This is a genomic window from Ruegeria sp. S263 (assembly GCF_056780525.1).
Map to the genome: position 1 here is coordinate 2,471,528 of NZ_CM165558.1, position 26,637 is coordinate 2,498,164.

Sequence of the window (26,637 nt, forward strand, 5' to 3'; positions counted from 1 at the left end):
CAACCGGGCGCGCCGCATTCTGAGCCTTTGCCAGTCAAAGAGGCCCGCCATTTTCTCGTTCTGCACTGATCCCGAAACGCTCGGCACTGTCCGTTGGTTCTCTTGCTATTTGACCAACGGCGTTCATTGGCTGTTTTACCTGTCCTTCTTCAAGGTTTTGCTGCTGCTGGCCATTACCGCGCCCGTAGCCTTGGGATTCGGCTTTCTGGGGGCTATGGCTGCCCGGTCGCATATCCTGCCGCTAACGTGGTTGGGAAAGGGATATATCGCGATCGTGCGCGGCGTGCCGGACATCGCATTTTTCATGTTTTTCGTAATCGCGCTGGATCAGGCGTTTGAATGGACGCGGCACAAGATACTGTGTCCTGAATGGACGGACCCAATCCGGCAGGGCAATGATTTTATCGTCTGTCAGTCGGCGAAATTGCCGCTGGGCACAGCCCCCGAATGGGTGCACGAAACCTATGGCTTCTTTCTGGCCGTGATCACCTTTTCCATCGTGTTCGGAGCTTTCGCCGCCAACGTCCTGTTTGGCGGGATGCGCGCGGTTCCCCATGCGCAATTGGAAACGGCGGCGGCTTATGGGATGACACACAGCCAGACCTTCTGGCGTATCCTTGTGCCCCAGATGTGGGTGTATGCCCTGCCCGGCCTGTCGAACCTATGGATGGTGCTGATCAAAGCTACGCCGTTGTTGTTCCTGCTGGGTATCGAAGACATCGTTTATTGGGCGCGCGAACTGGGCGCGTTCAAGAACCCGAAATTCACGCAATACCCGCATGGCGACTGGCGCATGTGGTATTTCCTTGCCCTGCTGGTGTTCTACCTGGGCATGACCCGAGTTTCTGAAATTGGTCTCGAACGGCTGATGCGCCGCCTGTCCCACGGTCAGGCCACATCAGGCGGAGAGCTGTTGCGCAAGGAGACCACCGCATGAGCTGTATCCAGACCATTCAGGACTATGGCCTGCGCTCAATCGGTATTGGCGAGCGGGCCATTCCCAAGGCTGATTTCACCCTGTGCGAACAATTCACCCTGATCGGTTCAGGCATGATCTGGAACATCTATTTCGGAATCATGGCGCTGGTCACGGGGTTCTTTCTGGCCACGGCACTGGCACTGGGCAAAGCGTCAACAAATGTATGGCTGCGTAAACCGTCGGAATGGTTCATCTTTCTGTTCCGGGGCTCGCCGCTGTTCATCCAGTTCTTCTTTGCCTATTTCTTCTTCTTGTCTCTCAAGCAGAGCTTTCCGCTCCTTGATGCGCTGACCTCGGCCTGGCTGGGCGCGCTAATCGTGCTGTTCTTCAACACGGCCGCCTATTCGGGCGAGATCTTTTACGGCGCGCTGCGTTCAATTCCCAAGGGCGATATCGAGGCTGCAGACGCCTATGGCATGACAGGTTGGTCCCGCTTCCGTCGCATCATCTGGCCCACGATGCTGCGACTGGCGTGGCCCGCCTATACGAACGAAGCAATCTTTCTGTTTCACGCCACCACACTGGTCTTCTTCTCGGCGTTTCCGGTCTGGCAGCAACGAGGCGATGCGCTGTATTACGCAGGGTATTTTGCAGACAAGACCTTCAACCCCTTCATTCCCTACCCAATTCTGGCCTTCTACTTCATCCTGCTGACACTCGTGGTCATCTGGGCGTTCGGGCTGGTCAACAAGCGCCTGAACCGGCACCTGCCTGCCGCCAAGCGCAGCAAAATGAAGCTGAGGCTGAACCTGGCGCGCTGATTTTCGGCGCGCTACTTCATTTTCAATGCATGAATGAACGGCCTAGCCTGCCGTGTCACCAATCTCTGATCAGGGAGAAGTGGTACCGCCTCCCTGGCTTGAACAGGGGACCTCTGGATCCACAATCCAGCGCTCTAACCAACTGAGCTAAGGCGGCACTCGTGAGGGGCGATTTACCGAACGCGCCCGGGGAATGCAAGAGGATTAAAGCCGAATTTTCCAGCTTTGTTCGACAAGATCGACACCGAAGGAATGGACCGGTTTGCTGCCAGTCAAATGCCAGCCTGTCGCCTTGTAAAGCGCGCAGGCGGCGCGGTGACTTTCGTGCGTCCACAATGACATCTGAGCGAACCCGACAGCGCGCGCGTGGTCCATACATGTGTACAACAGGCGTTTGCCCAGCCCCATTCCCCGCGCCTCTGGTACAAGAAAAAACAGGCGCAGCTTTGCGGTGCTATCGTCCAGTCTGACGCAGAAAATACTGCCTAAACGCTGACCTTCTTGTTCGGCAATCCAGCCTCGCTCAAACTCGGGGTCATGGGTCGCTACGAAATCCTCAAGAATCCGCTGAACCAGCGGTGCGAAGGTTTCGTCGAATCCTTCATCACGCTCGTAGAGGGTCCCGTGCTGTTCAACCAGCCACGGCACATCCGAAGCGCAAAAGGGTCTTATCTTTGCATTGTTCATAATGCATCTGACCGCATCAGCGTCTTGATTCTCAAGCCTTTGCGCGATAGCACGAATGCTCATCTCCGGAGGCGAATATGGGCATCAACACCGAACGTGACATTCAGGCCAACCTGCAAATCGGCCCGACCGATCAGGGCATGGTGCGCCTGTTCATCGAAGCCGACGGTCTGGAAGTCCCGATGGATTTTGACCCCGAAGAAGCCGAGGAGATTGCGGATGAAATCCGAGCCGCCGCGCAAGCCGCACGCGAGGTAAAAGGCTGATTTTTCAAAGCCTTGGATCGCGAAGCGCGTGCAGTCTACGTGCCGCGTCCGTTGCAAACTTTTGTATCATTTTCTTGCGCCTTGCCGGCGCCAGCTTGTCTTCGGGCGCCATGCGCACAATCTCGGCATCATAGGCGTCAGCGATAATAAGGCCGGTTTCCTGTGGCAGCAGGTCTGTTGGAAAATTAGTATCCACGGCCCAGAAAAACCGATCACACCATTCAAGATAGCCCTGCCATTTGGCATCCGACTGATAATCCGCGCGGCTGGACTTGCACTCAACCACCCAAAGCTCACCCTTGGGGCCCAGCCCCATGACATCCACACGCAACCCGCGCACGGGCACAAACTCTTCAACAGAAACAAATCCATGCGCGCTGAGATGGCGCGCGACACCGCGTGCAAGCTTCTGTCCAGGCTGCAAGTCCAATACCATCCGGGGAATGTGAACAATTAGAGAACAAAAATCAACCCGCCTACCCTTGCTTATCCAGTCAGCAACACCTAGTTAGACCCTTGGCGGGTTCTGCCCTTCTTGTGATTGGTAGCATTCTGGTGGCCTTAAGCAATTCCGAGGGGGCTGGCTCTGTTCAGGTCCTGGCCTGATTACCTGGCGCCCACCTGTACATACAGGTCCTCGGGAATCACACCGCACGGTTGACTGGCGGTCCCGCCACATTTTTTTCAAGCTTAGCTTATTTCCCCGCAGGGGCGTCCCGACGAACGACAGCAGGCTCAAAACTGTGCACAACCGGCGAGCCACGGCGCGGGCCACCGGGCTTTTCAGCCATGCTCATGATCTTGTAAGCGAATTGCACACCGGCAAAAACGATGCCGTTCATGAACCAGATCATCAACAGCGCGACCAGACCGATATCTGATCCGGTGATGAGGCTGCGCAGGTTGGCCACGTTAAACGCCAGCAAGACACCGACAAACACTGCCGAGATCGCGAAACCCCAGGCAACCTGAGTAATATACAGACGGATCAGTTTGGGCATTGCGGGCCTCCTTGCGCTCCGACGTTCAGCCTAGCGCATATGGGCCCTGCGTAAAGGCGTCAGAACGCCTCGGGCTGGGCCTCGCGCGCCATGTGGTCCAGAACTGCGTTGACGAACTTCGGCTCTTTCCCTTCGGGGAAAAACGCCCGTGCCACGTCGACGAATTCAGTGATGACCACCTTGGGCGGCGTGTCGCTTTGGGTCAGCTCGGCGCCTGCGGCGCGGAACGCAGCGCGCAGGGTCGGGTCGATGCGCGCGATAGGCCATTTGGCAACCAGCGCGCGGTCTGTCATCTGGTCGATCGGTGCCTGATAGTTCACGGCGTCTTCGACCAATTTGCGGAACAGGCGGATATCGCCGTCCAGCATTTCCTCACCCTCATAGACGGCACCAAACCGGTGATCCAGAAACTCGTTGACAACCTGTTCGGTGGTCTGACCCGACTGCTCCATCTGGAACAGCGCCTGCACGGCATACAACCGGGCGGCGGATTTCATCAGGCGTTTCTGGTTGGCCGGTTTCGGCGCGTCTGTCTGGGTCATGCTGTCGTGGGTCCGTTGCTGTCGCCCGCCACAAGGATGGACTCGGACGGCGGCTTGAAGCCCACGCCCTTTTTGGAAGAGCCCCACTTACGGCTGAGCGCGATCAGATGCAAGGCCGCAGCGGCTGCTCCGCCGCCTTTATTCATCTTTTCTGGGTTCGCACGGACCTCGGCCTGTTCGTCATTCTCGACGGTCAGGATGCCGTTGCCGATCAGCAGACCCTGAAGGCCCATCAACTGAATGGCACGACTGGAGTCATTGCATACCGTTTCGTAATGCGTGGTCTCGCCGCGAATGACGCAACCAAGCGCGACATAGCCGTCATAGTTACACTGACGGTCTGCCATGGCGATGGTGGTCGGGATTTCCAGCGCGCCGGGAACCTCGACCACGTCACAGGTACCACCTGCTGCCTCAATCTCGGCCTTGGCACCGGCGACCATATTGTCAGCGATAGCGCGATAAAACGGGGCCACCACCAGCAGCAGCTTCACCGGTTTGTCGAAGGTCGGGGTCGGCAGGACGCCGTGTTTATCTTGTTCAGCCACGATCAGTCTTCCTTGAGGATGGAGCGGGTGCCGACGATGGACAGGCCAAACGCGTCGAGCCCCAGATATACGGTTTCGGGCGAGTCAGTCAGCAGCACCAGTTCCTGAATGCCCATCTTGGACAGGATTTGCGCGCCCAGACCGGTTTGCTTGATGGTGCGCGGGCCTTCGTCCTCGGCGGCATAAAGCGAATTGCGCGGCTGGCGGAACAGGCAGACCACGCCGCGGCCTTCTTCGGCTATCTTCTCCATCGCGCGCGGCAATTCGCGCGAGGATTTGGGTCCAAGGCCCAGAATGTCGGGCGCTTCATGCAAAGCGTGAGTACGGGTCAGAACCGGCTCGGGTGTAGTCACGTCACCTTTGACCATGACGACGTGTTCGATGCCGTGGGTTTGATCAGTGAAAATCCGCATCTCCCATTCGCCACCATATTCCGAGGTGACGGTTTCCCGCGAGGTCTCGACCACCAAATTGTCATTGCGCGAGCGGTAAGTGATCAGATCGCTGATCGTGCCGATTTTCATGTCGTGGGTTTTGGCGAACTCCACCAGATCGGGCAGCCGCGCCATGGTGCCATCGGGTTTCATGATCTCGCAGATCACGCCCGAGGGATTCAGCCCGGCCAGGCGCGAGATATCCACTGCGGCCTCGGTATGGCCTGCGCGCACCAGCACCCCACCCCGCTTGGCGCGCAGCGGGAAGACATGGCCGGGGGTGGCGATGGCCGCCATAGTGTTCTGTTCGTTGATCGCGGTCGCCACGGTCAGCGCGCGGTCAGCGGCGGAAATCCCGGTCGACACACCTTCGCGCGCCTCGATCGATACGGTGAACGCTGTTTCATGACGCGACGAGTTGTTGACCGCCATCATCGGCAGACCCAATGCGTCCACACGTTCGGCGGTCATCGGCAGGCAGATCAATCCGCGCCCATGGGTGGCCATGAAGTTGATCGCCTCGGCATCCGCGAACTCGGCGGCGATAACCAGATCGCCCTCGTTCTCGCGGTCTTCGTGGTCGACCAGAATATACATCCGGCCTTTGCGCGCCTCTTCGATGATCTCTTCGATCGGGCTGATCGCGTCGCGCAATTGCGCCTCGACGGGTCCGGGGGTTTCAAAGCTCATTGGGCAGCCTTTCGCTGAGCAAGTTTGCACGGGTGGATAGACCACCACGCGCGCAAAGGCCAGTCTGCAAACGCCCCGAACCGGCCAGAACGCGGCGTCTGGTCAGGACATTTCGGCCAGACGCGCGACATAGCGGGCCAGCGTGTCAATCTCGAGGTTCACTTTGTCACCGACAGAGACGCCGCCCCAAGTTGTCACCTCCTTGGTGTGCGGGATGAAGTTGATGCCGAAATCGCAACCTGCCACGTCATTGACTGTCAGGGACGTTCCATTCAGAGCGACCGAGCCCTTGGGCGCAATGAAACGCGCCAAGTCCTTGGGCGCACGCAGAGTTACACGGGTACTGTCGCCCTCGTCTTCCACCGCGACAACTTCGGCCACACCGTCGACATGACCGGATACAATGTGCCCGCCCAGTTCATCCCCGACTTTCAGAGCACGCTCCAAGTTTACACGCTTGCCAACCTGCCAACTATCCAAGTTGGTTTTCGACACGGTTTCAGCGCTGATCTGGACATCGTACCAATCATCACCCAACGCGATTACAGTCAGACAAACACCGTCGCTGGCAATCGAGGCGCCGATATCAATGCCGGCTGTATCATAGGCCGTTTTAATCCGCGCCCGCAGATCGCCCTGCTGGTCCAACTCGGTAACAGTGCCAACATCTGTAACGATCCCGGTAAACATTGCTTTAACCCTCAGCTTCTAACCTGTGACCAGTTTTCCAAGCCGAGGTAAGCGTAACCGACTGTAGGGGCAAGCCCCGCCTTGCCGTGATAGACACAAATAGGCATAATTTCCGCACCAAAATGAAACGAGCAGTACCAATGCCACCACTCAATTCCGGCGCCGATGGCCGCGTGTTCCTGTTCCTACAGGGGCCACATGGGCCGTTCTTCAGCGCTCTGGGTCGCGCGCTGCGCGGAACCGGGGCCAAGGTCTGGCGCGTGGGTTTCAATGCCGGGGATGAGGTGTTCTGGTTCGACCGGAGCAGCTTCGTTCCCTTCCCCGACCCTGCCGACACATGGCCTGAGTGGTTTTGCAATTTCGTCGAAACCCTGAGCGTCACCGATATCGTGTTGTACGGAGACACCCGGCCCGTCCACGCCCAAGCGGTCGAAATCGCGCGCACCCGCGGCATCACCGTGCATGTGTTCGAAGAAGGGTATCTTCGCCCATGGTGGACCACTTATGAGCGCTCGGGTTCCAACGGCAATTCGCGTCTGATGACACTGAATGTCAGGCAGATGGAGCGGGCGCTGGATCGCTCTGACGCGCCGAAGCCGCCCCCTCCGTCGCATTGGGGTGATATGCGGCAGCACATTTTCTATGGCGCGCTCTACCATTGGTTCCTTTTGTTTCTGAACCATCGTTACAGCAACTTCCGACGGCACCGAGAGCTGCCGGTCTCAAAAGAATTCCGCTTGTACTTTAAACGGTTGATGCTAATGCCGTTTCACAGGGTTCAGCGGCGATGGGCCACGGCGCGAGCACGCAGAAGTGGATTGCCGTATCATCTGGTCCTGCTTCAGTTGGGGCATGACAGTTCGGTTCAGACTCATTCGGATTACACATGCATGTCCGACTTTCTCGAACATGCAATCCAAGGTTTTGCTGAAGGCGCACCCCGGCATCACCAGCTTGTCGTAAAAGAGCATCCGCTGGAAAACCATCGCGAACCCTTGCGACGCAAAACCCGCTTTTTTGCCAAGAAATACGGGATCGCGGATCGGGTCCATTATGTTCCGGGCGGAAAATTGGCGAAACTGCTGGATGATGCGAATTCCGCAGTTACGATCAACTCGACAGCAGGTCAGCAAGTTTTGTGGCGTGGCATCCCTATTCGCACCTTCGGCACATCGGTCTATGACAAACCGGATTTCGTGTCAGAACAGCCTATTGCAGAGTTCTTTGCGCGCCCTGATCCGCCCGACCACGACGCCTATCAGGTATATCGGGACTTTCTTTTGAAAACCTGCCAGGTGCCGGGCGGATTCTATTCCAGACACGGTCGACGCCAGTTGCTGCGCCGCGTCGCGGACATGATGCTCAGCCCGCACGATCCTTACCATTCGGTCCTTGATGTGACAGAGACTCAGACGCCACAGTTAAGAATAGTGGAAGGAAACGAACAGGTTGATGCTGGAAGTTGCGAGAAGAAACAGATAGCGTAACGCAAACAAAAAAGACTGAGGATATTCGGCAGTGCAGAGCTTTCCAATCCAATGGATACGGGGGGTTTCCCTTGTGGCCGCGCTTGGCCTTCTGGCGGCGTGTCAACTTCCAAAGTCCGGCCCCAGCAAGAACCAGATTCTGGCCGGGTCCGTCGAAAACGGTGGCAACGCCTTCGTTGTAGAAGTCGATGATCGTGTCGCGCAGGCCACGTCCGCGATTCCACAATTTGGCTTTCCCGCCTCGTTTCAAAGCGCGCAGAGCTTGGCCGCCGACACAGTGCGACCGGGTGACGTGTTGGGACTGACCGTATGGGAAAACGTCGATGACGGCCTGTTGACGGGGCCAGCCGGGGCCGCAACTGCGCTGAACGAGGTTCAGGTAGACAGCGACGGGTTTATCTTTGTGCCCTACGCGGGGCGCGTCCGTGCAGCCGGGAACACCCCGGAACAGTTGCGCATGCAGATCACCCAAGAGCTCAAGGATCAAACGCCCGACCCGCAGGTCGAAGTGCGCCGTATCGCGGGTGATGGATCAACCGTTTCACTGACAGGCACTATCGGGGCGCCGGGCATCTACCCAATTGAACGTCCGACGCGCACTCTGACGGGCATGCTGTCCCAAGCTGGTGGTGTTGCTGTCGGGTCGGATATTGCACTGGTGACGCTTATTCGCGGCAACGAACGGGGCACGGTGTGGTACGAGGACCTGTTTAGCAACCCTCGGATGGATGTGGCCTTACGCGGCGGCGACCGAATTCTGGTTGAGGCTGACGCGCGGTCATATATCGCATTGGGCGCCACTGGTGGACAGTCGCGTGTTGCCTTTGACAGTCAGGACCTGTCCGCGCTTGAAGCGCTTGCTCAGGTTGGCGGCTTGCAGTCCTTGTCTTCGGACCCAACAGGCATTTTCGTTCTGCGGCGAGAGCGGCAGGACATCGCACGCACAGTTATGGGGCGAGCGGATTTGCAAGGGGATCAACGTATGATCTACCTGCTGAACCTGACTGCCCCGAACGGGCTTTTCGTGGCCAGAGACTTTGTCATTCGCGACGACGACACGATCTATGTGACCGAGGCGCCCTACTCCCAGTGGAGTAAGTCAATTTCCCTTATCGCGGGCGGGCTGACACCCTTCGCGAACGTCGCCACGCTTACGGGCGGCTGATGTATCCCGAGAAATCGGCCGGGGCGGATCGCACCCGATTGTTTGTGTACAATGTCGGTTTTCTGACCGGGCGGCGCATACGCCGAATTCTGACGCTTGCCAGGTATGACATCCGACTAGGCCTTCCCAAGGACGGCGATGTTGTCGGCATTTGGGGCAACAGCCCAACGGCCCATCGCGGCCTAAACATAGCCGAGAAGCATAACGCGCCCCTTCTCAGAGTCGAGGATGCCTTTATACGATCGCTGCATCCCGGCCGAAGTGGCGAGGCGCCGCTGGGCCTGTTGCTGGATCGAACCGGGCTGCACTTCGATCCGGCCCAACCGTCGGATATTGAAACGCTTCTGAGCACGCACCCGCTGGACGATACCGCCCTGCTGAACAGGGCGCGCGGCGGGATCGCCCGTATGAAAGAGCTCAACATCAGCAAGTATTCCGCGTTTGATACGGCCCTTTCGCCACCCGACCCCGGATATGTTTTGGTCGTGGATCAGGCGCGCGACGACGCATCCGTCACCGCCAGCAAAGGCGACGCTGCCCGGTTCCGTGAGATGCTTGTCATGGCGCAGGAAGAGAATCCGGGCGCACGCGTTTTGATTAAGGCCCACCCTGAAACGATCGAAGGGCATCGCGCCGGGTATTATTCTGAACAGGACTTGTCCGACCGGGTCACACTCTTTGACGCACCACTCAGCCCCTGGACGCTGCTGGAAGGTGCCGTCGGCGTTTATACCCTGTCGTCCCAGTTGGGGTTCGAAGCCATCCTCGCCGGGCACAAACCCCGCATTTTTGGCGAGCCGTTCTATGCCGGTTGGGGATTGACGCAGGACGAACATTTTTTTCCCCGCAGGCAGCGCACCTTGACCCGCGCGCAGTTGTTTGCGGCTGCGATGGTTCTGAACCCAAAGTGGTATGATCCGTTTCAGGATCAATTGTGCGAGTTGGAAACGGTTCTCGACATTCTTGAGGCGCAAACGCGCGCTTGGCGGCAGGATCACCAAGGTTGGACAGCCTCGGGTATGCGGCTGTGGAAGCGCAAACACCTGCAACAGATGTTCGGGCGCGAAAAGAAAATGCGGTTCACGACCGAGATTCCTGAAAATACGGACCGGCCGCACATGGTGTGGGGCAATCACGCACGCGATGCCGGGCATGTCACGCGGGTCGAAGATGGATTTCTCCGGTCCCGAGGGCTTGGCGCGCGTCTTGTGCCACCCCTGTCTCTGGCAACCGACGACATCGGAATCTACTACGACCCTACCCGTCCGAGCCAGCTTGAGGAGATGATCGCCCGGCGGGAAACCCTGCGTCCCGATCAGCAAATCCGAGCTGAAAAGCTTATCTCGCGCATCGTGTCTGCGAACCTCAGCAAGTACAATACGGGTGGGTCATGCCCGAAACTGCCCGAGGGTCACCGGATACTCGTCCCCGGTCAGGTAGAGGATGATGCGTCAATCCTTTTGGGCACCAACAACGTGCGGACAAATCTTGAACTATTGCGAACGACGCGCGAGGCGAACCCAGACGCCGTCATCATCTACAAGCCTCACCCGGATGTCGAAGCTAAGCTGCGCGAAGGCGAGATTGACACGGCAGGTCTTGCTGACGTCGTTGCAGTGAACTCCGACCCCGCACTGTTGCTTACCCAAGTGCAAGAAGTCTGGACCATGACGTCGCTGCTGGGATTTGAGGCACTTTTGCGCAGTGTCAGCGTTACGACGCTTGGCGGACCTTTCTATGCGGGCTGGGGACTGACCCAAGATCTGGGGTCCGTTCCTGCAAGGCGCGGAGCGCGCCCATCATTGTTGGGTTTGGTGCACGCGTCTTTGATTGACTATCCACGCTATCTGGACCCCGTAACTGGCCAACCCTGCCCCGTTGAAGTCGCCCTACAACGTTTGGTGGACGGTTATGGGGCGACAGGTGGCGCGTCTGTTCGACTGCTGTCCAAACTACAGGGCGTTTTTGCCACGCACGCGCATTTCTGGCGCAGAGGTTAGCGGAAAGATCGCGTCCATCGGTGCAGCACATCCGGCCCAACGGCCCGCACCTCCAACAATTCGAACCGAGGTGCGGTGTCCAAAGTCTCTAGCCCCAGTGAACCAATTGCCGACAAGCCTTCTGCACCGATTGTCAGGCCAGCACTGAATCCGACCAACTCATCGACAAGGTCTTCGGCAAGTAGTGACGCCGCAAGCGCAGACCCTCCTTCGCAGAAGACACGGGTCAGACCGGCCTGCCCCAACTGCTGCAAAAGGTCCGTGGCATCAATCTGGTGATCATTCAACGCGCAAGGGATCAGCGTTGCGCCAAGCCCTTCCCACGCACGTGCACGTTCGGGGTCCGGCGACGGGTCGTGGCACAGCCACAGCGGAATTTGAGCGGCGGTTCTGGCAAGTTGACCGATCAGCGGAATGTCCAGGTGGCGCGAGACAACGACCCTGACAGGCTGGTTGTCTATTCCAAGATCGCGGACATTCAGCGACGGGTCATCTGCCCGCGCGGTTCCTGCCCCGACCATCACCGCATCATGCCGGGCGCGCATCGCATGAACCACACGTCTTGCCTTGGGGCCGGTTATCCACTGGCTGTGACCGCTTGAGGTCGCGATCCGGCCATCAAAACTGCTGGCCAGTTTGAGCGTCACAAAAGGCCGCCCCTGTTCGGTTTTCAAAAAGAACCCCGCATGATCCCGCGCCGCTTGATCGGCAAGAACCCCGGTCGTCACCTCAATTCCCGCATCACGAAGCATCGCAAAGCCCTGCCCGGCCACGCGCGGATCGCTGTCTTCAATCGCAGAAACAACGCGTGAGACACCCGCCGCGATCAGGGCTTCGGCGCAGGGCGGCGTCTTGCCATGATGTGAGCACGGCTCCAGCGAAACATATGCTGTCGCTCCGCGCGCTGCATCTCCGGCTTGCCTCAGAGCTTCGGTTTCGGCGTGGGGCCGTCCGCCCGGTTGCGTCCAGCCACGCCCAACGATCCGACCGTCGCGCACGACAACGCAACCAACAGCCGGATTTGGCCAACACGTTCCTTGACCGCGCTGACCCAAGGACAGGGCCAACGCCATATATCGCTTATCTGTTTCGATCACTCGTCTGACGAAGGCTGCGGCGGTCGCAACTCGTGGACGAACTCCTCAAAGTCATCGGCCGCCTGGAAATTCTTGTACACGCTGGCAAAGCGAACATAAGCCACCGTGTCAATCCGCGCCAGAGCCTCCATCACGATCTCGCCGATCTTGCTTGAGGGGATATCGGTTTCACCCATGCTTTCCAGACGGCGCACAATGCCAGAGATCATCTGGTCAATGCGATCCGGCTCAATCGGGCGTTTCTGCATCGAAATGCGGATAGAACGTTCCAGCTTGTCACGATCGAAATCTTCGCGCTTGCCGTTGGTCTTGATTACAACCAAGTCGCGCAACTGTACACGCTCATACGTCGTGAACCGTCCGCCACACGCCGGGCAGAAGCGACGTCTGCGGATCGCAACGTGATCCTCAGCCGGACGTGAATCTTTGACCTGAGTGTCGATATTTCCGCAAAACGGGCAGCGCATCCGCCGTCTCCTCGTCCCTTTGTCCACCTCTTTTTGTAAGCGCTACGGCTTACTTATCCACAACTATAGGGCAGCCGCTAGGGTTTGGGTAGTCGGAATTTATCACCGCAAGATAAAGGGTTCAGGCAAAATGCGCAGCGACCCTTCTATTGTGTGCCATCGCACGATGCTCAAACAGGTAAACGCCCTGCCACGTTCCCAGCATCGGCTGCCCGTTCGTTACCGGAATGCTGAGGGAAACCGGTAAAAGAGCAGCCTTGATGTGCGCGGGCATATCGTCGGGCCCTTCGTAGGTATGACGCAGGTAGGACATCGACGGATGATCTGATGGCGGTACAAGCCTTTCAAAGAAGGCTTTTAGGTCCGTCTGAACCTCGGGGTCTGCGTTTTCCTGTATCACAAGCGAACAAGACGTGTGCCGCACAAACAATGTCAGCAAACCGTCACCTGAGACCGAGCTAAGCCAGTTGCGCAGGTCCAAGGTGAATTCATACAACCCCGGCCCTTTCGTCGAAATAAAAAACTCGGTCTGCATTTAGTGGTTCACTTAACCTCAGTTCAAGAAAGGACGGACATTACAACGCCCATTGGCACCCTGAACTGACATGCTTTCGCCGGGGTTGAAACCCGAAGTTATGAAACTGCCTTGCTGGGGCACCCCACCCGCAGGCGGTTGGGTCGAGAACTGGACGGCTGTACGGCGGCCCGTTGCCTCGCTGGGGCCATAGCCACGCACGACATAGATGCGATCCTGCCAGCCAGCGTCCAGAGTTCGACGCGCAAAATCCGCAGCCGCGCACCAATATCCATCAACATCCCTGCGTGAGCGCGGGATCACTTCGAAAACCGAGTTGTTCAGCGCAACTGTCTGAAATCCGTTCCGCGCCGCTGAGGCAGAAGCTGGTGTACTCAGCAAGACCGCAGCGGTCACTGCCGTGGTGATAAACTTTTTCATAATCATACTCTTTCCTGTTGCGAGGTGAATTTTGAAATAGTGTACATTCATAGCGAGCAAGACCGGTTCACAATCAATTCAGGCGCGCCCAAAATTCACGTGAGCGCGCGTTAGAATGGTATCAAGTTGCACGCGTTCTTTACAGGGCTTCGCCCCGAAAGCGCCAAAGTACACTGGATAATTGGCAGGTCACGTGTCGGGGAGCCTCTGGTCGTCTGCGCGACAATTTGGCTGGGCTCTGACCTTCATCCCCATAAAGGTACCGACCCGACAACGCGCGGATATTAGATGGATCGCCAACACAGGTCTTGCTGAATCCTGCCAACCTTTTACGATTTACAGTCAGTTGAAGGACAGTTCACACGGGAACCCCAGCAGGTAAACTGGTGGAAATCACAATGTATGCGCTAAAATCACATTATGGACGTTGATATTGCTCGCCTTCAATTGTTGACCAGAATGCTTGAAGATCAAGCGAACGATCCGGCTATTGTGGATCAGGTTCTGGAAAAAAGTGGCCTAACTCGCGACGACCAGACATCAGCGACCTATAGCGCCCAAAAAGAGGCGCTTTTTGTGCGGTTCGCCTGCGATGTGCTGGCTGACGCTACATTTGCGGCCAGGGCCGGCCTACAGTTCAAATCGTCATCAAGCCTGACGGCATATATCAGTAAATACTCCCGCGATCTGAAGCAGGTACTGGAAAACGCGTCCCGGTTTCACGGTCTCATAGACCCTGCCCTAATGTTCAGCCTGAGGGTTGCGGGAAATTTCGCCGCGATTGAGGCGGAATGGAAAGATGCAAGTTATGCCCGTTATCATCGGCGAACCGAGTTTCTTTTGTTCGCGGGTCTTGCCCGCCTGCGGGACCTGACGCAATCAAACTTCTTTCCTATTGAAATTCGCTTTCAGCACGAAGTTGGGAGCAGCAGAAACAAATACCAAAGGTTGGCGGGTTTTCCCGTGTTGTTTGGGGCTGAGAGGGTGGAAATCGTTCTGGCTCTGTCTTCGCTGGATCTTCCGGTTCCAACCTACGACCCAAAACTGCGCGAACATCTGCTGGAATATGGTGACCGTGTCATCGCCGAAAAGCGGCAACCGAAACAAAAGCTGCGCGCTCAGGTCGAAGGGCTGATCACCCGCTCATTGCCCGGCGCGATCATTCAATCCGAAGACGCCGCCGCAAATTTGGGGCTAAGTACCCGGACCTTTGCCCGCAGGCTCAAGGAAGAAGGCACAAGCTATCGCGAAATCGTCGAGGACTTGAGATGTGATTTGGCCCAGACCTTTATCACCAACGGAATGCCTCTGTCCGAGATTGCGTTCTCGTTGGGGTATGCCGATCAACCTGCGTTTTCGACCGCATTCAAAAGATGGACAGGGCAAGCCCCCAGTGCGTTTCGAAGCAGGCTGGATGTGTCGACCAAAGCCTGAGACCGGGGGTCATTGGCGCAAACGCCTCGCCCCGGCCCGTCCCATGAGTGGACAAGCGCGATATAGAAACCCCGAGACCTTATAACTTGTGAGTTCTCGCCAATTTGAGGTTTGAACAAGACTTCGTGTTTATGACGAATGCCCAAAGAAAAAGGCGCCTGATGTCAGGCGCCTTTTTTGATCACTGATCCAGGAAGGACCGCAGTTTGCGCGATCGGCTGGGATGTTTCAGTTTCCGCAGGGCTTTCGCTTCGATCTGACGGATACGTTCGCGGGTCACGCTGAACTGCTGGCCCACCTCTTCCAGCGTGTGATCGGTATTCATGCCGATGCCAAAACGCATCCGTAGAACCCGTTCCTCACGCGGCGTGAGCGAGGCCAGAACGCGCGTTGTGGTTTCCTTGAGGTTTTCCTGAATGGCGCTGTCCAGCGGCAGCACGGCATTCTTGTCCTCGATGAAATCGCCCAGTTGGCTGTCTTCCTCGTCGCCAATCGGCGTTTCCAGAGAGATCGGCTCTTTAGCGATTTTCATCACCTTGCGAACCTTCTCAAGCGGCATTTGAAGCTTTTCCGCCAATTCTTCCGGCGTCGGCTCGCGACCGATTTCGTGCAGCATCTGGCGGCCGGTCCGAACCAGCTTGTTGATCGTTTCGATCATGTGCACCGGAATACGGATGGTGCGCGCCTGATCCGCGATGCTCCGCGTGATCGCCTGACGAATCCACCAGGTCGCATAGGTCGAGAATTTATAGCCACGACGGTATTCGAACTTGTCCACCGCCTTCATCAGGCCGATGTTACCTTCCTGAATAAGATCAAGGAATTGCAGGCCACGGTTCGTGTACTTTTTGGCAATCGAGATCACCAGACGCAGGTTGGCTTCGACCATTTCCTTCTTGGCCTGCCGCGCCTCTTTCTCGCCCTTCTGAACCTGCTGCACGATGCGGCGGAATTCCGGGATATCCAGACCAACGTATTGCCCGACTTGGGCCATATCGTTGCGCAATTCTTCAACCTTGGCGGTCGAGCGTTCGATGAACATCTGCCAGCCCCGACCCGGTTTTTCGGCCATAGCCGACAGCCAGTTCGGGTCCAGCTCGCGGCCACGATAGGCGTCGATGAATTCCCGACGGTTGATCCGCGCCTGATCCGCCAGTTTCACCATCGCACTGTCCAGCGACATGACGCGACGGTTGATACCATAAAGCTGGTCGATCAGAGCTTCGATCCGGTTGTTATGCAGGTGAAGACCATTCACCAGCTCAACAATCTCGGCCCGCAGTTTCTGATAGGTTTCTTCGTCCTTTTCGCTGAATGAACCGTCTTCGTTCAGTGTGGCCGAAATCCGGCTGTCCTGCATTTCAGACAGCATCGAGAAGTCGGTCGAGATCCGCTCCAGTGTCGTCAGAACCTGATCTTTCAACGCGGCTTCCATCGCGGCCAGCGACATGTTGGCCTGATCGTCGTCGTCATCATCATCGTCATTGTTCAGCGGGTTGCCGTCGGCATCCAATTCGGGGCCGGTATTCTCTTTCGCGGGCTTGGCAGCCTGCACGTTCGAGGTATCGACCACCGGTTCTTCGACATCGCCGTCTTCGTCCATCTGGTTGCCGAAGGTGGCCTCCAGATCAATGACGTCGCGCAGCAGAATGTCTTCGGACAGCAATTCGTCATGCCAGATGGTGATCGCCTGGAAGGTCAGAGGACTTTCGCACAGACCGGCGATCATCGTGTTGCGGCCGGCCTCGATCCGCTTGGCGATGGCGATCTCACCCTCGCGGCTCAGCAGTTCAACCGAGCCCATCTCGCGAAGGTACATGCGCACCGGATCGTCGGTGCGGTCTAGCTTTTCGGTTGCTGCCCCTGACAGGGCAACTTCGCGGTTGCTTTCGGTCGTGGTGAGTTCGGTCGAACCTTTGTTTTCTTCTTCTTCGGCCTCTTCATCCTCGATGATGTTGATGCCCATCTCGGACAGCATCGACATTACATCTTCGATCTGTTCCGAACTGACCTGATCCGGCGGCAGCACCTGATTAAGCTGGTCGTAGGTGATGTAACCTTTCTCGCGGGCCTCGGCGATCATCTTCTTGACCTGGGCCTGGCTCATGTCCAGCGAGATTTCCTGTTCCTGCTCGTCGGATTTGCGGTCTTCGTTGGTATCCTTGGCGGCCATTCAATGCTCCTGCAGGGATGGGTAATTCGTCTGAGCCGAATCATTAGCGCGTAGAAGTGATTCGGCCACCCGTTTACCCGTTTTTCTTTTCCAGTGCCTTACGAAAACACCACTTTACCGGCGTTTTCGCTCAAAATTGATTCCGGACATGATTGCCTCGAACGCGTCTTTCTCGTCGCGGTTGATTCGCGCGCCATTGTCGGCCACGTCGAAAATCGCCCTGTCTTCGTTCTGACTGCGGCTTGTGCGGTTTCGCTCTTCGGCGGCCTGAGCCAGCCGATATGTCAGCGCCTCATCCGGCAGTTCAGACAGTTCCTCCTCGGCTTCGGCAATCTCTGCGTCCAACCCCCTGAGAGCTTTGATTTTTGCGAGTTCCTCGGCCAGTGTCATCTCGGCCTTCTCAACGTCGCCCGGTTTGAACACACAGGGGATCACTGCGACATGGCGAAGGCGCAGGAGGTTTTCAAGGGCGTCCGGCCCCAAAGTTTCGGCAATGTGGTCTTTCAGGTTGTCGGGATCATCAATAGCATGGCGCAAGATCGCGCCGCGCAGGGCGGCATGATCAGGGTCACGACACTCCATCTCTTCCAATTGATGTTCAAACTGCACCACGACCTGCGGGTTCAGCGCCGCGATCGCCAAGATCGCACCTTCGCGCAGTTGGATTTCCGCGCCCTCTGACGAAGCAAGGAACGAAGCGCGCGCACCCGGTGTCGCCGCCGGTTTGGGCTGCCACTTGCCACGCGGTTGCCAAGGGCGATTCTGCGACTGGCGCTGTGGGCGGAATAGCTGCCAGCGCAAATCCTTGATTTCCTGCCCGTAATGCGACCGGATCGACGGGTCGCGGATCAGCTTGATCTTGTCGCGCAGCACCTTGTCCAGCGCAGCCTTGCGCTCGGGGCTGTCGAACACTTTACCCTCGGTTTCGCGCTGCCACAGCAGTTTGACCATGGGGATTGCGCCCTCCAACACCGATTGCACAGCCCCCGGCCCTTCGGCACGCAGCAAGTCATCAGGATCTTTGCCCTCGGGCATCAGGGCAAAGCGCAGGGATTTGCCAGCCTCAAGCAACGGCAGCGCCAGATCAACCGCGCGCATCGCGGCGCGCAGACCGGCTGTATCGCCATCCAGTGCAATGATCGGCTCGTCCGATATCCGCCACAGCAATTGCAACTGATGTTCGGTAATCGCCGTGCCCAAAGGCGCAACGGACGCGCCGAACCCAGCCTCGGCCAGCGCAATCACGTCCATATACCCTTCGGCAACGATCAGAGGTTGCCCCTTACCCGCAGCCTGCCGCGCGGGACCGTGGTTATAGAGATTGCGCCCCTTGTCGAACAGCTCAGTCTCGGGCGAGTTCAGGTACTTGGCGTTGTCATTTGGGTCCATCGCCCGGCCGCCAAAAGCGATGCAGCGCCCGCGCGGGTCGCGGATCGGGTACATAATCCGATTTCGGAACGTGTCGTAAGGTTTTTTGCCCTTGTTCGACGGCTTCGCCAGACCTGCCCCAAGGATCAAGTCCTCGGTGACGTTCTTACCCGTCAAATGGTCCCACAACGCCTGCCATCCATCGGGGGCAAATCCGATCTCCCACCGGTCCAACGCCTGCGCATCTAGCCCCCTGCCGGTCAGATAGTCGCGCGCAGCACTCCCTGCACCGGTCTTAAGCTGCAGGCGGAAGAACTGCACAGCCTGCTCCATCACCTCAGCCAGTTGCGCACGGCGGTCCTGCTTTTCCTGCGCCTTGGGGTCACGCTGTGGCATCGGCATCCCGGCCTCGCGTGCCAGAATCTCAACCGCTTCGATGAACGAGACATTCTCGGTGTCTTTCACAAAGCTGATCGCGTCGCCTTTGGCGTGACAACCAAAGCAGTAATAGAACCCCTTTTGATCATCCACATGGAACGAGGCCGTCTTTTCATGGTGAAACGGGCACGGCGCCCACATGTCACCCTTGCCCTGATTGGACTTGCGTTGATCCCACATGACCTTGCGCCCAACGACCTGAGACAGGCTAAGGCGTGTACGCAGTTCATCAAGAAATCCGGGGGGCAACGACATGGGTCAAACCTGACAGAAATGAAAACGCGCGCCAAGGGGATGACGCGCGTTTGTCCACAGCGAATTACTGAACTTGTGGATTATTGCTGCAAACACAGCTCCAGCCATGCGGCAGCAAGGTCCTTTTTGCGGATATCGCGCATCTTTTGCTCATAGACCCACGGTGTGATCAGCGGAATTGCGGCATTGTAATTATCCGGCCAAGTCGGGGCTGATGCAGCAACGGCCTCCGGCACGTCCCGCTCTTTCACCTTATCAAGCCGCGCTTTCTGAATCGCTGCGACGACGTCGGCCTGATATTGGCAGTCTTGTTTCTTGGCTTCCTGCGCAGCCAAAGGCGTGGCCGCAAGAAAGGCAATCATTGCTATTCGCAACACGGTTGTCTCCCGGATTTGATTCCTTCCGGGCAGCTTACCCGCCACTGGGCATCCCCGCCATCGCCCATTTGCACCTGCCCGGAGTACTTTCCGAAAACATAAGGGCGGCCGAACATTTAATCGACCGCCCCGATTTCATATGCGTCAGAGACCTTTGGCGCGATAACTTTTCGCCACACGGTCCACGGCCACGATATAGGCTGCTGTCCGCAGATCCTCGACATCGTCGCGGTTGTGCCAGACTTCACGCATGGACTGGTAGGCGATACGCATCGTGTCATCCAGGCCCGAGCGTACAAGCTCCAATTCGTCGGCGCCCTTCAAATACTTGGACTTAAAGTCCGGTGACATTGACCAGGCATCCCCCAGATAGCGATCCAACCGCTCAAGCTCACTTACAATCAGCTCGTGGCGGGCTTCTTCCTGCCGGCGCTGCATTCGGCCAAACCGGATGTGGCTGAGGTTCTTTACCCACTCAAAATAAGAAACGGTCACACCGCCCGCGTTGGCGTACATGTCGGGGATGATAACCGTGCCTTTCTTGCGTAGAACCTCGTCGGCGCCCGCAGTCACCGGACCATTTGCAGCCTCGATGATCAGGGGGGCTTTGATGCGATCGGCATTGGTCAGGTTGATGACACCTTCCAAGGCGGCGGGAATCAGGATGTCGCACTCGGCCTCAAGAACCGCCGCACCGTCTGCCGAATGGGTCGCATCGGGATAGTCGCTTACGCCACCGTGTTTGACGATCCACTGTCGAACCGATTCAACATCAATTCCGTCCGGGTTATAAAGTGCTCCGTCCCACTCGATGATACCGACAATACGGCTGCCATCCTCCTCGCTCAGGAACTTGGCGGCGTGGTAACCCACATTGCCCAGCCCTTGTACGACAATGCGCTTCCCATCCAGCTTTCCGGACAGGTTTGCCTTTTGGACGTCCTCGGGATGCCGGAAAAATTCGCGGAGCGCATACTGGATACCCCGGCCCGTGGCCTCGACCCGCCCCGCGATCCCCCCAGCGTTCAGGGGTTTGCCAGTCACACAGGCGCGCGCATTGATATCGGTGGTGTTCATACGGGCGTATTGATCCGCCATCCACGCCATCTCACGCTCACCCGTGCCCATATCCGGCGCCGGGACGTTCTGCGAAGGGTTGATGAGATCACGCTTGGCCAGCTCATACGCGAACCGGCGCGTGATCTGCTCCAACTCGTGTTCCTCATACTGCCGAGGATCAATGCACAATCCCCCCTTGGACCCGCCAAAGGGTGTTTCGACCAAAGCGCACTTATAGGTCATCAGGGCCGCCAGTGCTTCAACCTCATCCTGGTTCACGGCCAACGCAAAGCGGATACCGCCCTTCACCGGCTCCATATGTTCTGAATGAACAGAACGGTACCCTGTGAACGTGTGAATATCGCCCCGTAGCCGCACACCAAATCGCACGGTATAGGTGGCGTTACAGACCCGGATCTTTTCCTCTAGCCCCGGAGGGAGGTCCATCAGGGACGCCGCCCTGTTGAACATCAAATCAACACTCTCTCGAAAGCTGGGTTCGTTTGTGGCCGTCATTTAATCCTCCGTGCCAAAGAGCGATCTACGCTCTGACTTTTTGTCGCACCCCTTGCGTAAACGATCAATATTTAGGCAAAAATAAAATTCAAAATCCTCACACTTTTTTACCGAACCGCGGTGAGTCGCAGTCTTTTCGATCATCGCCCGGAATTGTCCCCAATCAGAATACAGAGCGGCGCGAACTCTGTGAATTATCCGCCATTCGACAGGAAAAGGGCCTAATCTAAGGTTTTTTCGCCCAATTCCCGCCACGTTTCCCAGCTAATTTTCTGGCGTTAACTTTTCCTTAGCAGGGCCAAGCCACTGCTCAGCGAGGTCAGCACTATGATTAAGAACGCTATTGTCAGCGGATTTGGAAAATTTGGAAAAAAGAGTGCACCGGTCCGCGATTTCGCTGAACGCGAAGACGGGACGTTCACGATTTTCGTACTATTGGGTTTCTTGGTTATCTTCGCCACAACGGGGATGGGCGTCGATTTGATGAACTATGAGCGTGACCGCGCGAATTTGCAGTCGACGCTGGATCGCGCCGTGCTGGCTGCGGCCGACCTTGATCAGAAACTGCCCCCGAAAGAGGTTGTTGCTTCCTATTTGGAAAAAGCCGGATTGGAAGGCAAACTTGTCGGCGAACCCGTCGTGATTGAAGGATTGGGATCAAGAACCGTTTCGGCCACCGCCGAAACCGTCGTCAAAACGCATTTCATGAGCTTTTCGGGGGTCAACTCACTGACCGCACGCGCCGCGAGCACTGCGGAAGAATCAGTGGGTGCTGTCGAAATCTCGCTGGTCCTCGACATGTCGGGTTCGATGGACAACCCGTCGGCCGAAGCCGGCAAAACCAAGATCGAAGTTCTGCGGGATGCCGCGAAAGAATTCGTTACGCTGATGCTGTCGAAGCAAGACGCGACAGAAGTTTCCATGTCGATTGTTCCTTACGCGACGCAGGTAAATGCGGGCGAGGATATTCTGAGCAAGTTCAGCAATGTCACCTCTGAACACAGCTATTCGCACTGCGTGAACTTTTCGTCGACCCAATTTGACGACCCGTCAATGGATCCGACTTCGGCATTCCAGCGCACCGCGCATTTTGACCCGTTCCGCTACACCAATGGTGCAGAGCAATTTCCAAGATATCCTGTGTGCCCAACCCGCGTCGGCAGTGAAATTACGGCCGTCACAGACGATATCGACGTACTTCACAACCGCATTGATGCCCTGACCGCGAAAGGCAACACATCAATCGACGTTGGAATGAAGTGGGGATCCGCAATGTTGGACCCAAAATTCAAGGGCATTATCAAAAGCTTGTCGACCGAAGGCGCGGTTCCTGTGAAATTCGACGACCGTCCGTTGCGCTATGAGGATGATGTTCTGAAAGTTATCATCGTCATGACCGACGGTAAGAACACGACGCAGTATATGCTGAATTCAAATTACCGCAGCGGCAATTCGAATGTCTGGTTCAACCCCGAATACGACCGGGGCGATGGTAAGTTGGGTGAATACAGTGTTCGCTATTCGACCAATCCGGATCGCTGGGTCTGGATGCAGCACACAGATGCGGCGGGCTATTATGTCACGGCGACGCATCCGTTTGGCAATCCGCCCGACGAAAACGCTTCGAACGAAGAAGTCGGCACATCTGTGCGCCTGACCTATCCTGAACTCTTCAACCTTGCTTCGACCTGGTGGAATGCCAAGAACAACTATTACTGGCAGAACAACCACGAGAGTAACTGGCACTATAACATTCGCTCATCGGTGGGTGCGACAACCAAGAACACGCGCACCAGCAACATCTGCGGCGCTGCCAAAGACATGGGCGTGATCGTTTACGGTATCGCGTTCGAAGCACCGGACGAAGGTCTGACGACCATCAAGAACTGTGCGAGTTCGGACAGTCATGTCTACAAAGTCGACGAATTCGATGATCCAGAAGGTATTTCGCTGGGAGACGCCTTTGTCTCCATCGCTTCGTCGATCAAAAAACTGAGGCTGACACAATGAGCATGAAAGCCCTGGCAAAACTCCTGAAATTCCGAAAATCAGAGGCCGGCTCTGTGACGGTAGAGTTCGTGCTGATTTTCCCCGCGTTCCTGTTTTTCATCCTGAGCGCGGTGGAGTATTCGCTTGTCACCCTGCAGCAGGCGATGCTGGAGCGCGCGGTCGATCAGTCCGTTCGGGACATTCGCCTGGGCACAGGCTCAAACTTGACCCACGATCAGATCAAGGACTCGATCTGCAACAAGGCAATTATGGTCAGAGAGTGCGGGAAGAACCTGCGGCTCGAGATGATCATCCAAAACGCGTTTGTTGGCGTCGACCTGCCCCCTGCCCCGGATTGCACTGACAATTCCGAAGAAGTGAAGCCCGTGCGTCAATTCAAACAAGGCCAGTCCAACGAACTGATGATCCTGCGCGCATGCGCAAAAGTTGATCCGGTGTTCCCGACCTCTGCGATGGGTCGTGCGCTTTCGGACGAAACTGGCCAGATCGCGTTGACCGCGACCACAGCATTTGTTCAGGAGCCTTGATAGACCCATGTCCTTTCTGTCCAAGTTCAAAAAACTCTTCAGCCGCACCGCGCGTGACGAAAGCGGTCTGCTGACCGTCGAAGCTGTTTTGATATTCCCCATGCTGGTCTGGACTGTGACGGGGGCCTTCACTTTTTTCGACGGGTTCCGTCAAAGCGCGGCCAACCTGAAGGCGGCCTATACAATCGGCGACCTCATCTCGCGGGAAACTCAAACAGTTACGGACACCTATGTGGATTCTCTGTATGAGTTGATGCTGCGCATGGTCAACAATGGCTCGGAAATGAAGCTGCGGGTCACGCTCATTGTTTTTGATGAAGTGGATGATCGCCACTACGTCCGGTGGTCAACCGAACGTGGGTACAATCAAGTCTGGACCGACGGGAACATCAAGGACATGCGGGATAGCCTGCCCCCGATGCCCGATCAGGACACGTTGATTATCGTCGAAACAGCCAACAACTATGTACCTGTTTTTGGGTCCGGTTGGGTTTCTGACGACTATACGTTCCGCAACTTTGTGTTCACCCGCCCCCGTTTCACCAACGAGATCGCGGCTGACGTCTGATTTATGCTCTGTCTGCGATTATCGCAGACAGCATCTCGGACATGAACTTGGTTTCAGCAGCGGCGGTCATTCCTCCGATACCGACCCGACGCCCAAGTCGCCACCACAGACCCGGTGCCCAAACGTTCTTTTCCTTGGAATTTGTCCGCACAAGAAAACCGTTTGATGGTTTGAACGCAAAGACCCCTCGGTCAACGGCCTCGACATCCTGAACGCGCGCAATGATGCGCCCTGTTCCGGTGCGCAGCTCGGTCTGTGTCAGCTCAATCCAATCTTCGGTCGCATTCCACATGCGATACGCCAGCCAAAACGCAGCAGCGCCAACAGCGATCAGGAACACCTGCCAATGGGGTTCGGGCGGCGCGGCCAAGGCCACGTACAGAACCATGGCACCGACCACGGCCAACATACCAACCCCAAGCCACCGCCTGGGCGTCGACGCTTTTACTGTGGCCAGAACTTCCTGCTGCATGTCCATCCCCTGCATGATTTCGACCGGGTTTAGCGGCTTTCCGCGGTGAAAGACAGAGGCGGTTTGATTGCTAATTTTTGCACATAGCACGTGCCCAATCGCAAATTGACGCACATTGCGCACAGACTACATGATCGACCAAGTAACAGGAGGCCGCGATGTCGCTACGACCCACTTTGGAAATCAGGAAATCCGTCCCGACGATGGAGGGCGCCGGCGTCAAGTTGCATCGTGCCTTTGGATTTCAAGACCCGTCCGAACTTGACCCGTTTCTTCTGTTTGACGATTTTCGCAACGAACACCCGCGGGATTATCAGGCTGGCTTCCCGTGGCACCCACATCGCGGGATAGAAACGATCACATATGTCTTGTCGGGAACAGTCGAGCATTCGGACTCTCTTGGAAATACCGGAACGCTGGGCGCAGGCGACGTGCAATGGATGACCGCAGGCTCGGGGATCCTTCACCAAGAGATGCCAAAAGGGAACGCTGCGGGTCAGATGCACGGGTTTCAACTTTGGGGAAACTTGCCGTCCGGCCAGAAAATGACGGCTCCGCGGTATCAGGATGTCGAAAGCAAGGACATCCCAGAGATCACGGATGACGATGGCACGACGGTCCGCGTCATCGTCGGCGAATTCTGGGGAAAGACAGGTCCCGTAGACGGCATCGCCGCCGATCCGCAATATCTTGACATTCATATCCCGGCCGGTGTGAAAAAGACGTTTCGTATCGACACCTACCGCAGGGCGTTTGCCTATGTTTTTCAGGGGCAAGCGGCATTTGCGGATGCATCTCAACCCACCGGCGTTCTGCTTGAAAAGGAAATCGTCGGGCAAGAGGTCAATATCCGCGATATGTCAGGCGACCGAACTTTGGTTCGTTTCGGAACCGGCGACGAGATCACGGTTCAGGCAGGTGCTGAGGGTGTGCGATTTCTGCTGATTTCCGGCACACCGATAGACGAACCGGTTGCATGGCACGGCCCGATTGTCATGAACACACGGTCCGAGCTTGAGCAGGCATTCCGGGAATTGCGCAACGGCACCTTCATCCGGCCCGCGCATTGATCAGGCGGTCACGGATCGCCGGACCATATCCCAATAGACCTGTTCGACTTCATCCAGCGAAAGGCGTCCGCCTGCGCGATACCACGTCATCACGCCGTTCAACATGGCAATGACGGCCAAGGTCGCCATCTTGGTGTCGGCGACCAAGAAGGCCCCTACCTCTTGCCCATCCTTTAGGATTTGTTCGAGCGAGTCTTCGTAAGCCCGGCGTAACGCCTCGATTTCACCGAAATTTTCGGGGGTCAGGTTGCGCAGCTCCATATAGGCAATGAACACCTCATCCGGACGCTCAAGATGGAACCGGATATGGAAACCGACAAACTGGCGCAGCGCCTCAAGGGCGGTCGCTGGCCTTTCAAGCTTTGCGTAGGTCGACAGAAGATGCTGCATGTGATCGTTCATCAGGCGATACAGAAGGCTCTGCTTGTCCGGCGTGTAATTATAGAGCGCGCCAGCCTGCACGCCGACGTCTGCCGCGATCTGGCGCATGGAAACTGCGGCATAGCCCTGCTGCGCGAACAGGCGCAAAGCCGCCTTTCGGATGCGGGGGCCGGTAATATCGGAATGGGAACCTTGTGTGCGTGCCATGCCCCAACCGTAT

At 57.0% G+C, this 26,637-nt stretch carries 28 protein-coding genes and 1 tRNA gene; 11 read left to right on the forward strand and 18 right to left on the reverse strand.

Translation table 11 applies throughout. The annotated features are described in order from the left end of the window. Positions 1-49 precede the first annotated feature (49 nt). Together ACT2B1_RS12325 and ACT2B1_RS12330 are read left to right on the forward strand one after the other, a co-directional pair. Positions 50-937, forward strand: a complete 888-nt coding sequence (locus tag ACT2B1_RS12325; RefSeq protein ID WP_171121691.1) for an ABC transporter permease — start codon at positions 50-52, stop codon at positions 935-937. Then, on the forward strand, positions 934-1,740 hold the full coding sequence (locus ACT2B1_RS12330) for an ABC transporter permease (RefSeq protein WP_171122775.1): 807 nt from the start codon (positions 934-936) through the stop codon (positions 1,738-1,740). Before ACT2B1_RS12325 ends, ACT2B1_RS12330 begins: the two co-directional genes overlap by 4 nt. Before the next feature lie 80 nt (positions 1,741-1,820). On the opposite strand, the gene ACT2B1_RS12335 is transcribed toward ACT2B1_RS12330, so the two are convergent. Further along, positions 1,821-1,897: transfer RNA gene (locus ACT2B1_RS12335), tRNA-His, on the reverse strand. A 47-nt stretch (positions 1,898-1,944) separates the two neighbouring features. Next, positions 1,945-2,427: a GNAT family N-acetyltransferase gene (locus ACT2B1_RS12340; RefSeq protein WP_171239489.1), complete on the reverse strand. Its 483-nt coding sequence runs from the start codon at positions 2,425-2,427 to the stop codon at positions 1,945-1,947. 77 nt (positions 2,428-2,504) lie between these two features. Here ACT2B1_RS12340 and ACT2B1_RS12345 point away from each other — a divergent pair, with 77 nt between their 5' ends. Then, positions 2,505-2,693, forward strand: coding sequence for a DUF6324 family protein (locus ACT2B1_RS12345; protein ID WP_171121008.1), 189 nt, complete (start codon positions 2,505-2,507; stop codon positions 2,691-2,693). A 4-nt stretch (positions 2,694-2,697) separates the two neighbouring features. On the opposite strand, the gene ACT2B1_RS12350 is transcribed toward ACT2B1_RS12345, so the two are convergent. The 6 genes from ACT2B1_RS12350 to ACT2B1_RS12375 form a co-directional block, all read right to left on the reverse strand. Next, positions 2,698-3,129: an MmcB family DNA repair protein gene (locus ACT2B1_RS12350; protein ID WP_481667845.1), complete on the reverse strand. Its 432-nt coding sequence runs from the start codon at positions 3,127-3,129 to the stop codon at positions 2,698-2,700. A gap of 259 nt (positions 3,130-3,388) precedes the next feature. Continuing rightward, positions 3,389-3,694 (reverse strand): hypothetical protein, encoded by a 306-nt coding sequence (locus ACT2B1_RS12355; RefSeq protein ID WP_171239491.1) that lies wholly within the window; start codon positions 3,692-3,694, stop codon positions 3,389-3,391. Positions 3,695-3,753: 59 nt separating this feature from the next. Next, positions 3,754-4,236 (reverse strand): transcription antitermination factor NusB, encoded by a 483-nt coding sequence (nusB, locus tag ACT2B1_RS12360; RefSeq protein WP_171121002.1) that lies wholly within the window; start codon positions 4,234-4,236, stop codon positions 3,754-3,756. After that, on the reverse strand, positions 4,233-4,784 hold the full coding sequence (locus tag ACT2B1_RS12365; protein WP_171121000.1) for a 6,7-dimethyl-8-ribityllumazine synthase: 552 nt from the start codon (positions 4,782-4,784) through the stop codon (positions 4,233-4,235). Before ACT2B1_RS12365 ends, nusB begins: the two co-directional genes overlap by 4 nt. Positions 4,785-4,786: 2 nt before the next feature. Next, entirely contained in the window at positions 4,787-5,908 is a 1,122-nt protein-coding gene (ribB, locus tag ACT2B1_RS12370) for a 3,4-dihydroxy-2-butanone-4-phosphate synthase (RefSeq protein ID WP_171122764.1), read from the reverse strand. 102 nt (positions 5,909-6,010) lie between these two features. Beyond that, positions 6,011-6,598, reverse strand: a complete 588-nt coding sequence (locus ACT2B1_RS12375; protein WP_171210535.1) for a riboflavin synthase — start codon at positions 6,596-6,598, stop codon at positions 6,011-6,013. Positions 6,599-6,738: 140 nt separating this feature from the next. On the opposite strand from ACT2B1_RS12375, the gene ACT2B1_RS12380 reads away from it, so the two are divergent. From ACT2B1_RS12380 to ACT2B1_RS12390, 3 genes are read left to right on the forward strand one after another with little or no spacing between them, the layout of a single operon-like run. Then, the gene (locus tag ACT2B1_RS12380) at positions 6,739-8,085 is read left to right on the forward strand and encodes a capsule biosynthesis protein (protein ID WP_171239493.1); all 1,347 of its coding nucleotides are present in this window, start codon (positions 6,739-6,741) and stop codon (positions 8,083-8,085) included. Between the two features lie 31 nt (positions 8,086-8,116). Continuing rightward, the gene (locus tag ACT2B1_RS12385; protein ID WP_171239494.1) at positions 8,117-9,250 is read left to right on the forward strand and encodes a polysaccharide biosynthesis/export family protein; all 1,134 of its coding nucleotides are present in this window, start codon (positions 8,117-8,119) and stop codon (positions 9,248-9,250) included. Next, positions 9,250-11,250 carry a capsular polysaccharide biosynthesis protein gene (locus ACT2B1_RS12390; protein WP_481667846.1) on the forward strand — a complete coding sequence of 667 codons (2,001 nt, stop codon included), beginning with the start codon at positions 9,250-9,252 and terminating at the stop codon, positions 11,248-11,250. The genes ACT2B1_RS12385 and ACT2B1_RS12390 overlap by 1 nt, the downstream gene beginning before the upstream one ends. Here ACT2B1_RS12390 and ribD read toward each other — a convergent pair. From ribD to ACT2B1_RS12410, 4 genes are all read right to left on the reverse strand, one after another. Then, positions 11,247-12,323 (reverse strand): bifunctional diaminohydroxyphosphoribosylaminopyrimidine deaminase/5-amino-6-(5-phosphoribosylamino)uracil reductase RibD, encoded by a 1,077-nt coding sequence (gene ribD, locus ACT2B1_RS12395; protein WP_481669023.1) that lies wholly within the window; start codon positions 12,321-12,323, stop codon positions 11,247-11,249. The two genes, ACT2B1_RS12390 and ribD, sit on opposite strands and share 4 nt — an antisense overlap. Positions 12,324-12,343: 20 nt before the next feature. Further along, the gene (nrdR, locus tag ACT2B1_RS12400) at positions 12,344-12,814 is read right to left on the reverse strand and encodes a transcriptional regulator NrdR (protein ID WP_171120987.1); all 471 of its coding nucleotides are present in this window, start codon (positions 12,812-12,814) and stop codon (positions 12,344-12,346) included. Between the two features lie 121 nt (positions 12,815-12,935). Beyond that, a complete protein-coding gene (locus ACT2B1_RS12405) occupies positions 12,936-13,349 on the reverse strand; it encodes a secondary thiamine-phosphate synthase enzyme YjbQ (protein ID WP_171239497.1) in 414 nt (137 codons plus the stop codon). A gap of 18 nt (positions 13,350-13,367) precedes the next feature. Then, positions 13,368-13,769 carry a hypothetical protein gene (locus tag ACT2B1_RS12410; RefSeq protein WP_481667847.1) on the reverse strand — a complete coding sequence of 134 codons (402 nt, stop codon included), beginning with the start codon at positions 13,767-13,769 and terminating at the stop codon, positions 13,368-13,370. 459 nt (positions 13,770-14,228) lie between these two features. On the opposite strand from ACT2B1_RS12410, the gene ACT2B1_RS12415 reads away from it, so the two are divergent. Continuing rightward, on the forward strand, positions 14,229-15,203 hold the full coding sequence (locus ACT2B1_RS12415; RefSeq protein WP_254428676.1) for a helix-turn-helix domain-containing protein: 975 nt from the start codon (positions 14,229-14,231) through the stop codon (positions 15,201-15,203). Between the two features lie 181 nt (positions 15,204-15,384). On the opposite strand, the gene rpoD is transcribed toward ACT2B1_RS12415, so the two are convergent. From rpoD to ACT2B1_RS12435, 4 genes are all read right to left on the reverse strand, one after another. Next, positions 15,385-17,376, reverse strand: a complete 1,992-nt coding sequence (gene rpoD, locus ACT2B1_RS12420; protein WP_171239499.1) for an RNA polymerase sigma factor RpoD — start codon at positions 17,374-17,376, stop codon at positions 15,385-15,387. A 114-nt stretch (positions 17,377-17,490) separates the two neighbouring features. Beyond that, the gene (dnaG, locus tag ACT2B1_RS12425; RefSeq protein ID WP_481667848.1) at positions 17,491-19,437 is read right to left on the reverse strand and encodes a DNA primase; all 1,947 of its coding nucleotides are present in this window, start codon (positions 19,435-19,437) and stop codon (positions 17,491-17,493) included. 80 nt (positions 19,438-19,517) lie between these two features. Then, on the reverse strand, positions 19,518-19,814 hold the full coding sequence (locus tag ACT2B1_RS12430) for a hypothetical protein (protein ID WP_171120975.1): 297 nt from the start codon (positions 19,812-19,814) through the stop codon (positions 19,518-19,520). Between the two features lie 144 nt (positions 19,815-19,958). Continuing rightward, the gene (locus tag ACT2B1_RS12435; protein WP_171120973.1) at positions 19,959-21,389 is read right to left on the reverse strand and encodes a Glu/Leu/Phe/Val family dehydrogenase; all 1,431 of its coding nucleotides are present in this window, start codon (positions 21,387-21,389) and stop codon (positions 19,959-19,961) included. Positions 21,390-21,716: 327 nt separating this feature from the next. Between ACT2B1_RS12435 and ACT2B1_RS12440 the strand changes: the two genes are divergently transcribed. From ACT2B1_RS12440 to ACT2B1_RS12450, 3 genes are read left to right on the forward strand one after another with little or no spacing between them, the layout of a single operon-like run. Continuing rightward, complete coding sequence (locus ACT2B1_RS12440) at positions 21,717-23,399, forward strand: TadE/TadG family type IV pilus assembly protein (protein WP_171239502.1); 1,683 nt, start codon at positions 21,717-21,719, stop codon at positions 23,397-23,399. Beyond that, entirely contained in the window at positions 23,396-23,926 is a 531-nt protein-coding gene (locus ACT2B1_RS12445; protein ID WP_171120969.1) for a TadE/TadG family type IV pilus assembly protein, read from the forward strand. The genes ACT2B1_RS12440 and ACT2B1_RS12445 overlap by 4 nt, the downstream gene beginning before the upstream one ends. Positions 23,927-23,933: 7 nt before the next feature. Further along, positions 23,934-24,494 (forward strand): TadE/TadG family type IV pilus assembly protein, encoded by a 561-nt coding sequence (locus tag ACT2B1_RS12450; protein WP_171120967.1) that lies wholly within the window; start codon positions 23,934-23,936, stop codon positions 24,492-24,494. A gap of 1 nt (position 24,495) precedes the next feature. Here the strand turns inward: ACT2B1_RS12450 and ACT2B1_RS12455 are convergent, their stop codons facing one another. Continuing rightward, positions 24,496-24,966 carry a hypothetical protein gene (locus ACT2B1_RS12455; protein ID WP_171239503.1) on the reverse strand — a complete coding sequence of 157 codons (471 nt, stop codon included), beginning with the start codon at positions 24,964-24,966 and terminating at the stop codon, positions 24,496-24,498. 158 nt (positions 24,967-25,124) lie between these two features. Here ACT2B1_RS12455 and ACT2B1_RS12460 point away from each other — a divergent pair, with 158 nt between their 5' ends. Next, positions 25,125-26,036: a pirin family protein gene (locus tag ACT2B1_RS12460; RefSeq protein WP_171239504.1), complete on the forward strand. Its 912-nt coding sequence runs from the start codon at positions 25,125-25,127 to the stop codon at positions 26,034-26,036. Here ACT2B1_RS12460 and ACT2B1_RS12465 read toward each other — a convergent pair whose 3' ends face one another. After that, a complete protein-coding gene (locus tag ACT2B1_RS12465; protein WP_171239505.1) occupies positions 26,037-26,624 on the reverse strand; it encodes a TetR/AcrR family transcriptional regulator in 588 nt (195 codons plus the stop codon). Positions 26,625-26,637 lie beyond the last annotated feature (13 nt).

Excerpts from the sequence above, each read along its gene's own strand:
- ACT2B1_RS12330 (WP_171122775.1), top strand. The coding sequence starts at position 934 with ATGAGCTGTATCCAGACCATTCAGGACTATGGCCTGCGCTCAATCGGT.
- ACT2B1_RS12340 (WP_171239489.1), bottom strand. The coding sequence starts at position 2,427 with ATGAACAATGCAAAGATAAGACCCTTTTGCGCTTCGGATGTGCCGTGG.
- ACT2B1_RS12345 (WP_171121008.1), top strand. The coding sequence starts at position 2,505 with ATGGGCATCAACACCGAACGTGACATTCAGGCCAACCTGCAAATCGGC.
- ACT2B1_RS12350 (WP_481667845.1), bottom strand. The coding sequence starts at position 3,129 with ATGGTATTGGACTTGCAGCCTGGACAGAAGCTTGCACGCGGTGTCGCG.
- ACT2B1_RS12355 (WP_171239491.1), bottom strand. The coding sequence starts at position 3,694 with ATGCCCAAACTGATCCGTCTGTATATTACTCAGGTTGCCTGGGGTTTC.
- nusB (WP_171121002.1), bottom strand. The coding sequence starts at position 4,236 with ATGACCCAGACAGACGCGCCGAAACCGGCCAACCAGAAACGCCTGATG.
- ribB (WP_171122764.1), bottom strand. The coding sequence starts at position 5,908 with ATGAGCTTTGAAACCCCCGGACCCGTCGAGGCGCAATTGCGCGACGCG.
- ACT2B1_RS12375 (WP_171210535.1), bottom strand. The coding sequence starts at position 6,598 with ATGTTTACCGGGATCGTTACAGATGTTGGCACTGTTACCGAGTTGGAC.
- ACT2B1_RS12380 (WP_171239493.1), top strand. The coding sequence starts at position 6,739 with ATGCCACCACTCAATTCCGGCGCCGATGGCCGCGTGTTCCTGTTCCTA.
- ACT2B1_RS12390 (WP_481667846.1), top strand. The coding sequence starts at position 9,250 with ATGTATCCCGAGAAATCGGCCGGGGCGGATCGCACCCGATTGTTTGTG.
- ribD (WP_481669023.1), bottom strand. The coding sequence starts at position 12,323 with ATGGCGTTGGCCCTGTCCTTGGGTCAGCGCGGTCAAGGAACGTGTTGG.
- nrdR (WP_171120987.1), bottom strand. The coding sequence starts at position 12,814 with ATGCGCTGCCCGTTTTGCGGAAATATCGACACTCAGGTCAAAGATTCA.
- ACT2B1_RS12405 (WP_171239497.1), bottom strand. The coding sequence starts at position 13,349 with ATGCAGACCGAGTTTTTTATTTCGACGAAAGGGCCGGGGTTGTATGAA.
- ACT2B1_RS12410 (WP_481667847.1), bottom strand. The coding sequence starts at position 13,769 with ATGAAAAAGTTTATCACCACGGCAGTGACCGCTGCGGTCTTGCTGAGT.
- ACT2B1_RS12415 (WP_254428676.1), top strand. The coding sequence starts at position 14,229 with ATGCTTGAAGATCAAGCGAACGATCCGGCTATTGTGGATCAGGTTCTG.
- rpoD (WP_171239499.1), bottom strand. The coding sequence starts at position 17,376 with ATGGCCGCCAAGGATACCAACGAAGACCGCAAATCCGACGAGCAGGAA.
- dnaG (WP_481667848.1), bottom strand. The coding sequence starts at position 19,437 with ATGTCGTTGCCCCCCGGATTTCTTGATGAACTGCGTACACGCCTTAGC.
- ACT2B1_RS12435 (WP_171120973.1), bottom strand. The coding sequence starts at position 21,389 with ATGACGGCCACAAACGAACCCAGCTTTCGAGAGAGTGTTGATTTGATG.
- ACT2B1_RS12440 (WP_171239502.1), top strand. The coding sequence starts at position 21,717 with ATGATTAAGAACGCTATTGTCAGCGGATTTGGAAAATTTGGAAAAAAG.
- ACT2B1_RS12445 (WP_171120969.1), top strand. The coding sequence starts at position 23,396 with ATGAGCATGAAAGCCCTGGCAAAACTCCTGAAATTCCGAAAATCAGAG.
- ACT2B1_RS12450 (WP_171120967.1), top strand. The coding sequence starts at position 23,934 with ATGTCCTTTCTGTCCAAGTTCAAAAAACTCTTCAGCCGCACCGCGCGT.
- ACT2B1_RS12455 (WP_171239503.1), bottom strand. The coding sequence starts at position 24,966 with ATGCAGCAGGAAGTTCTGGCCACAGTAAAAGCGTCGACGCCCAGGCGG.
- ACT2B1_RS12460 (WP_171239504.1), top strand. The coding sequence starts at position 25,125 with ATGTCGCTACGACCCACTTTGGAAATCAGGAAATCCGTCCCGACGATG.
- ACT2B1_RS12465 (WP_171239505.1), bottom strand. The coding sequence starts at position 26,624 with ATGGCACGCACACAAGGTTCCCATTCCGATATTACCGGCCCCCGCATC.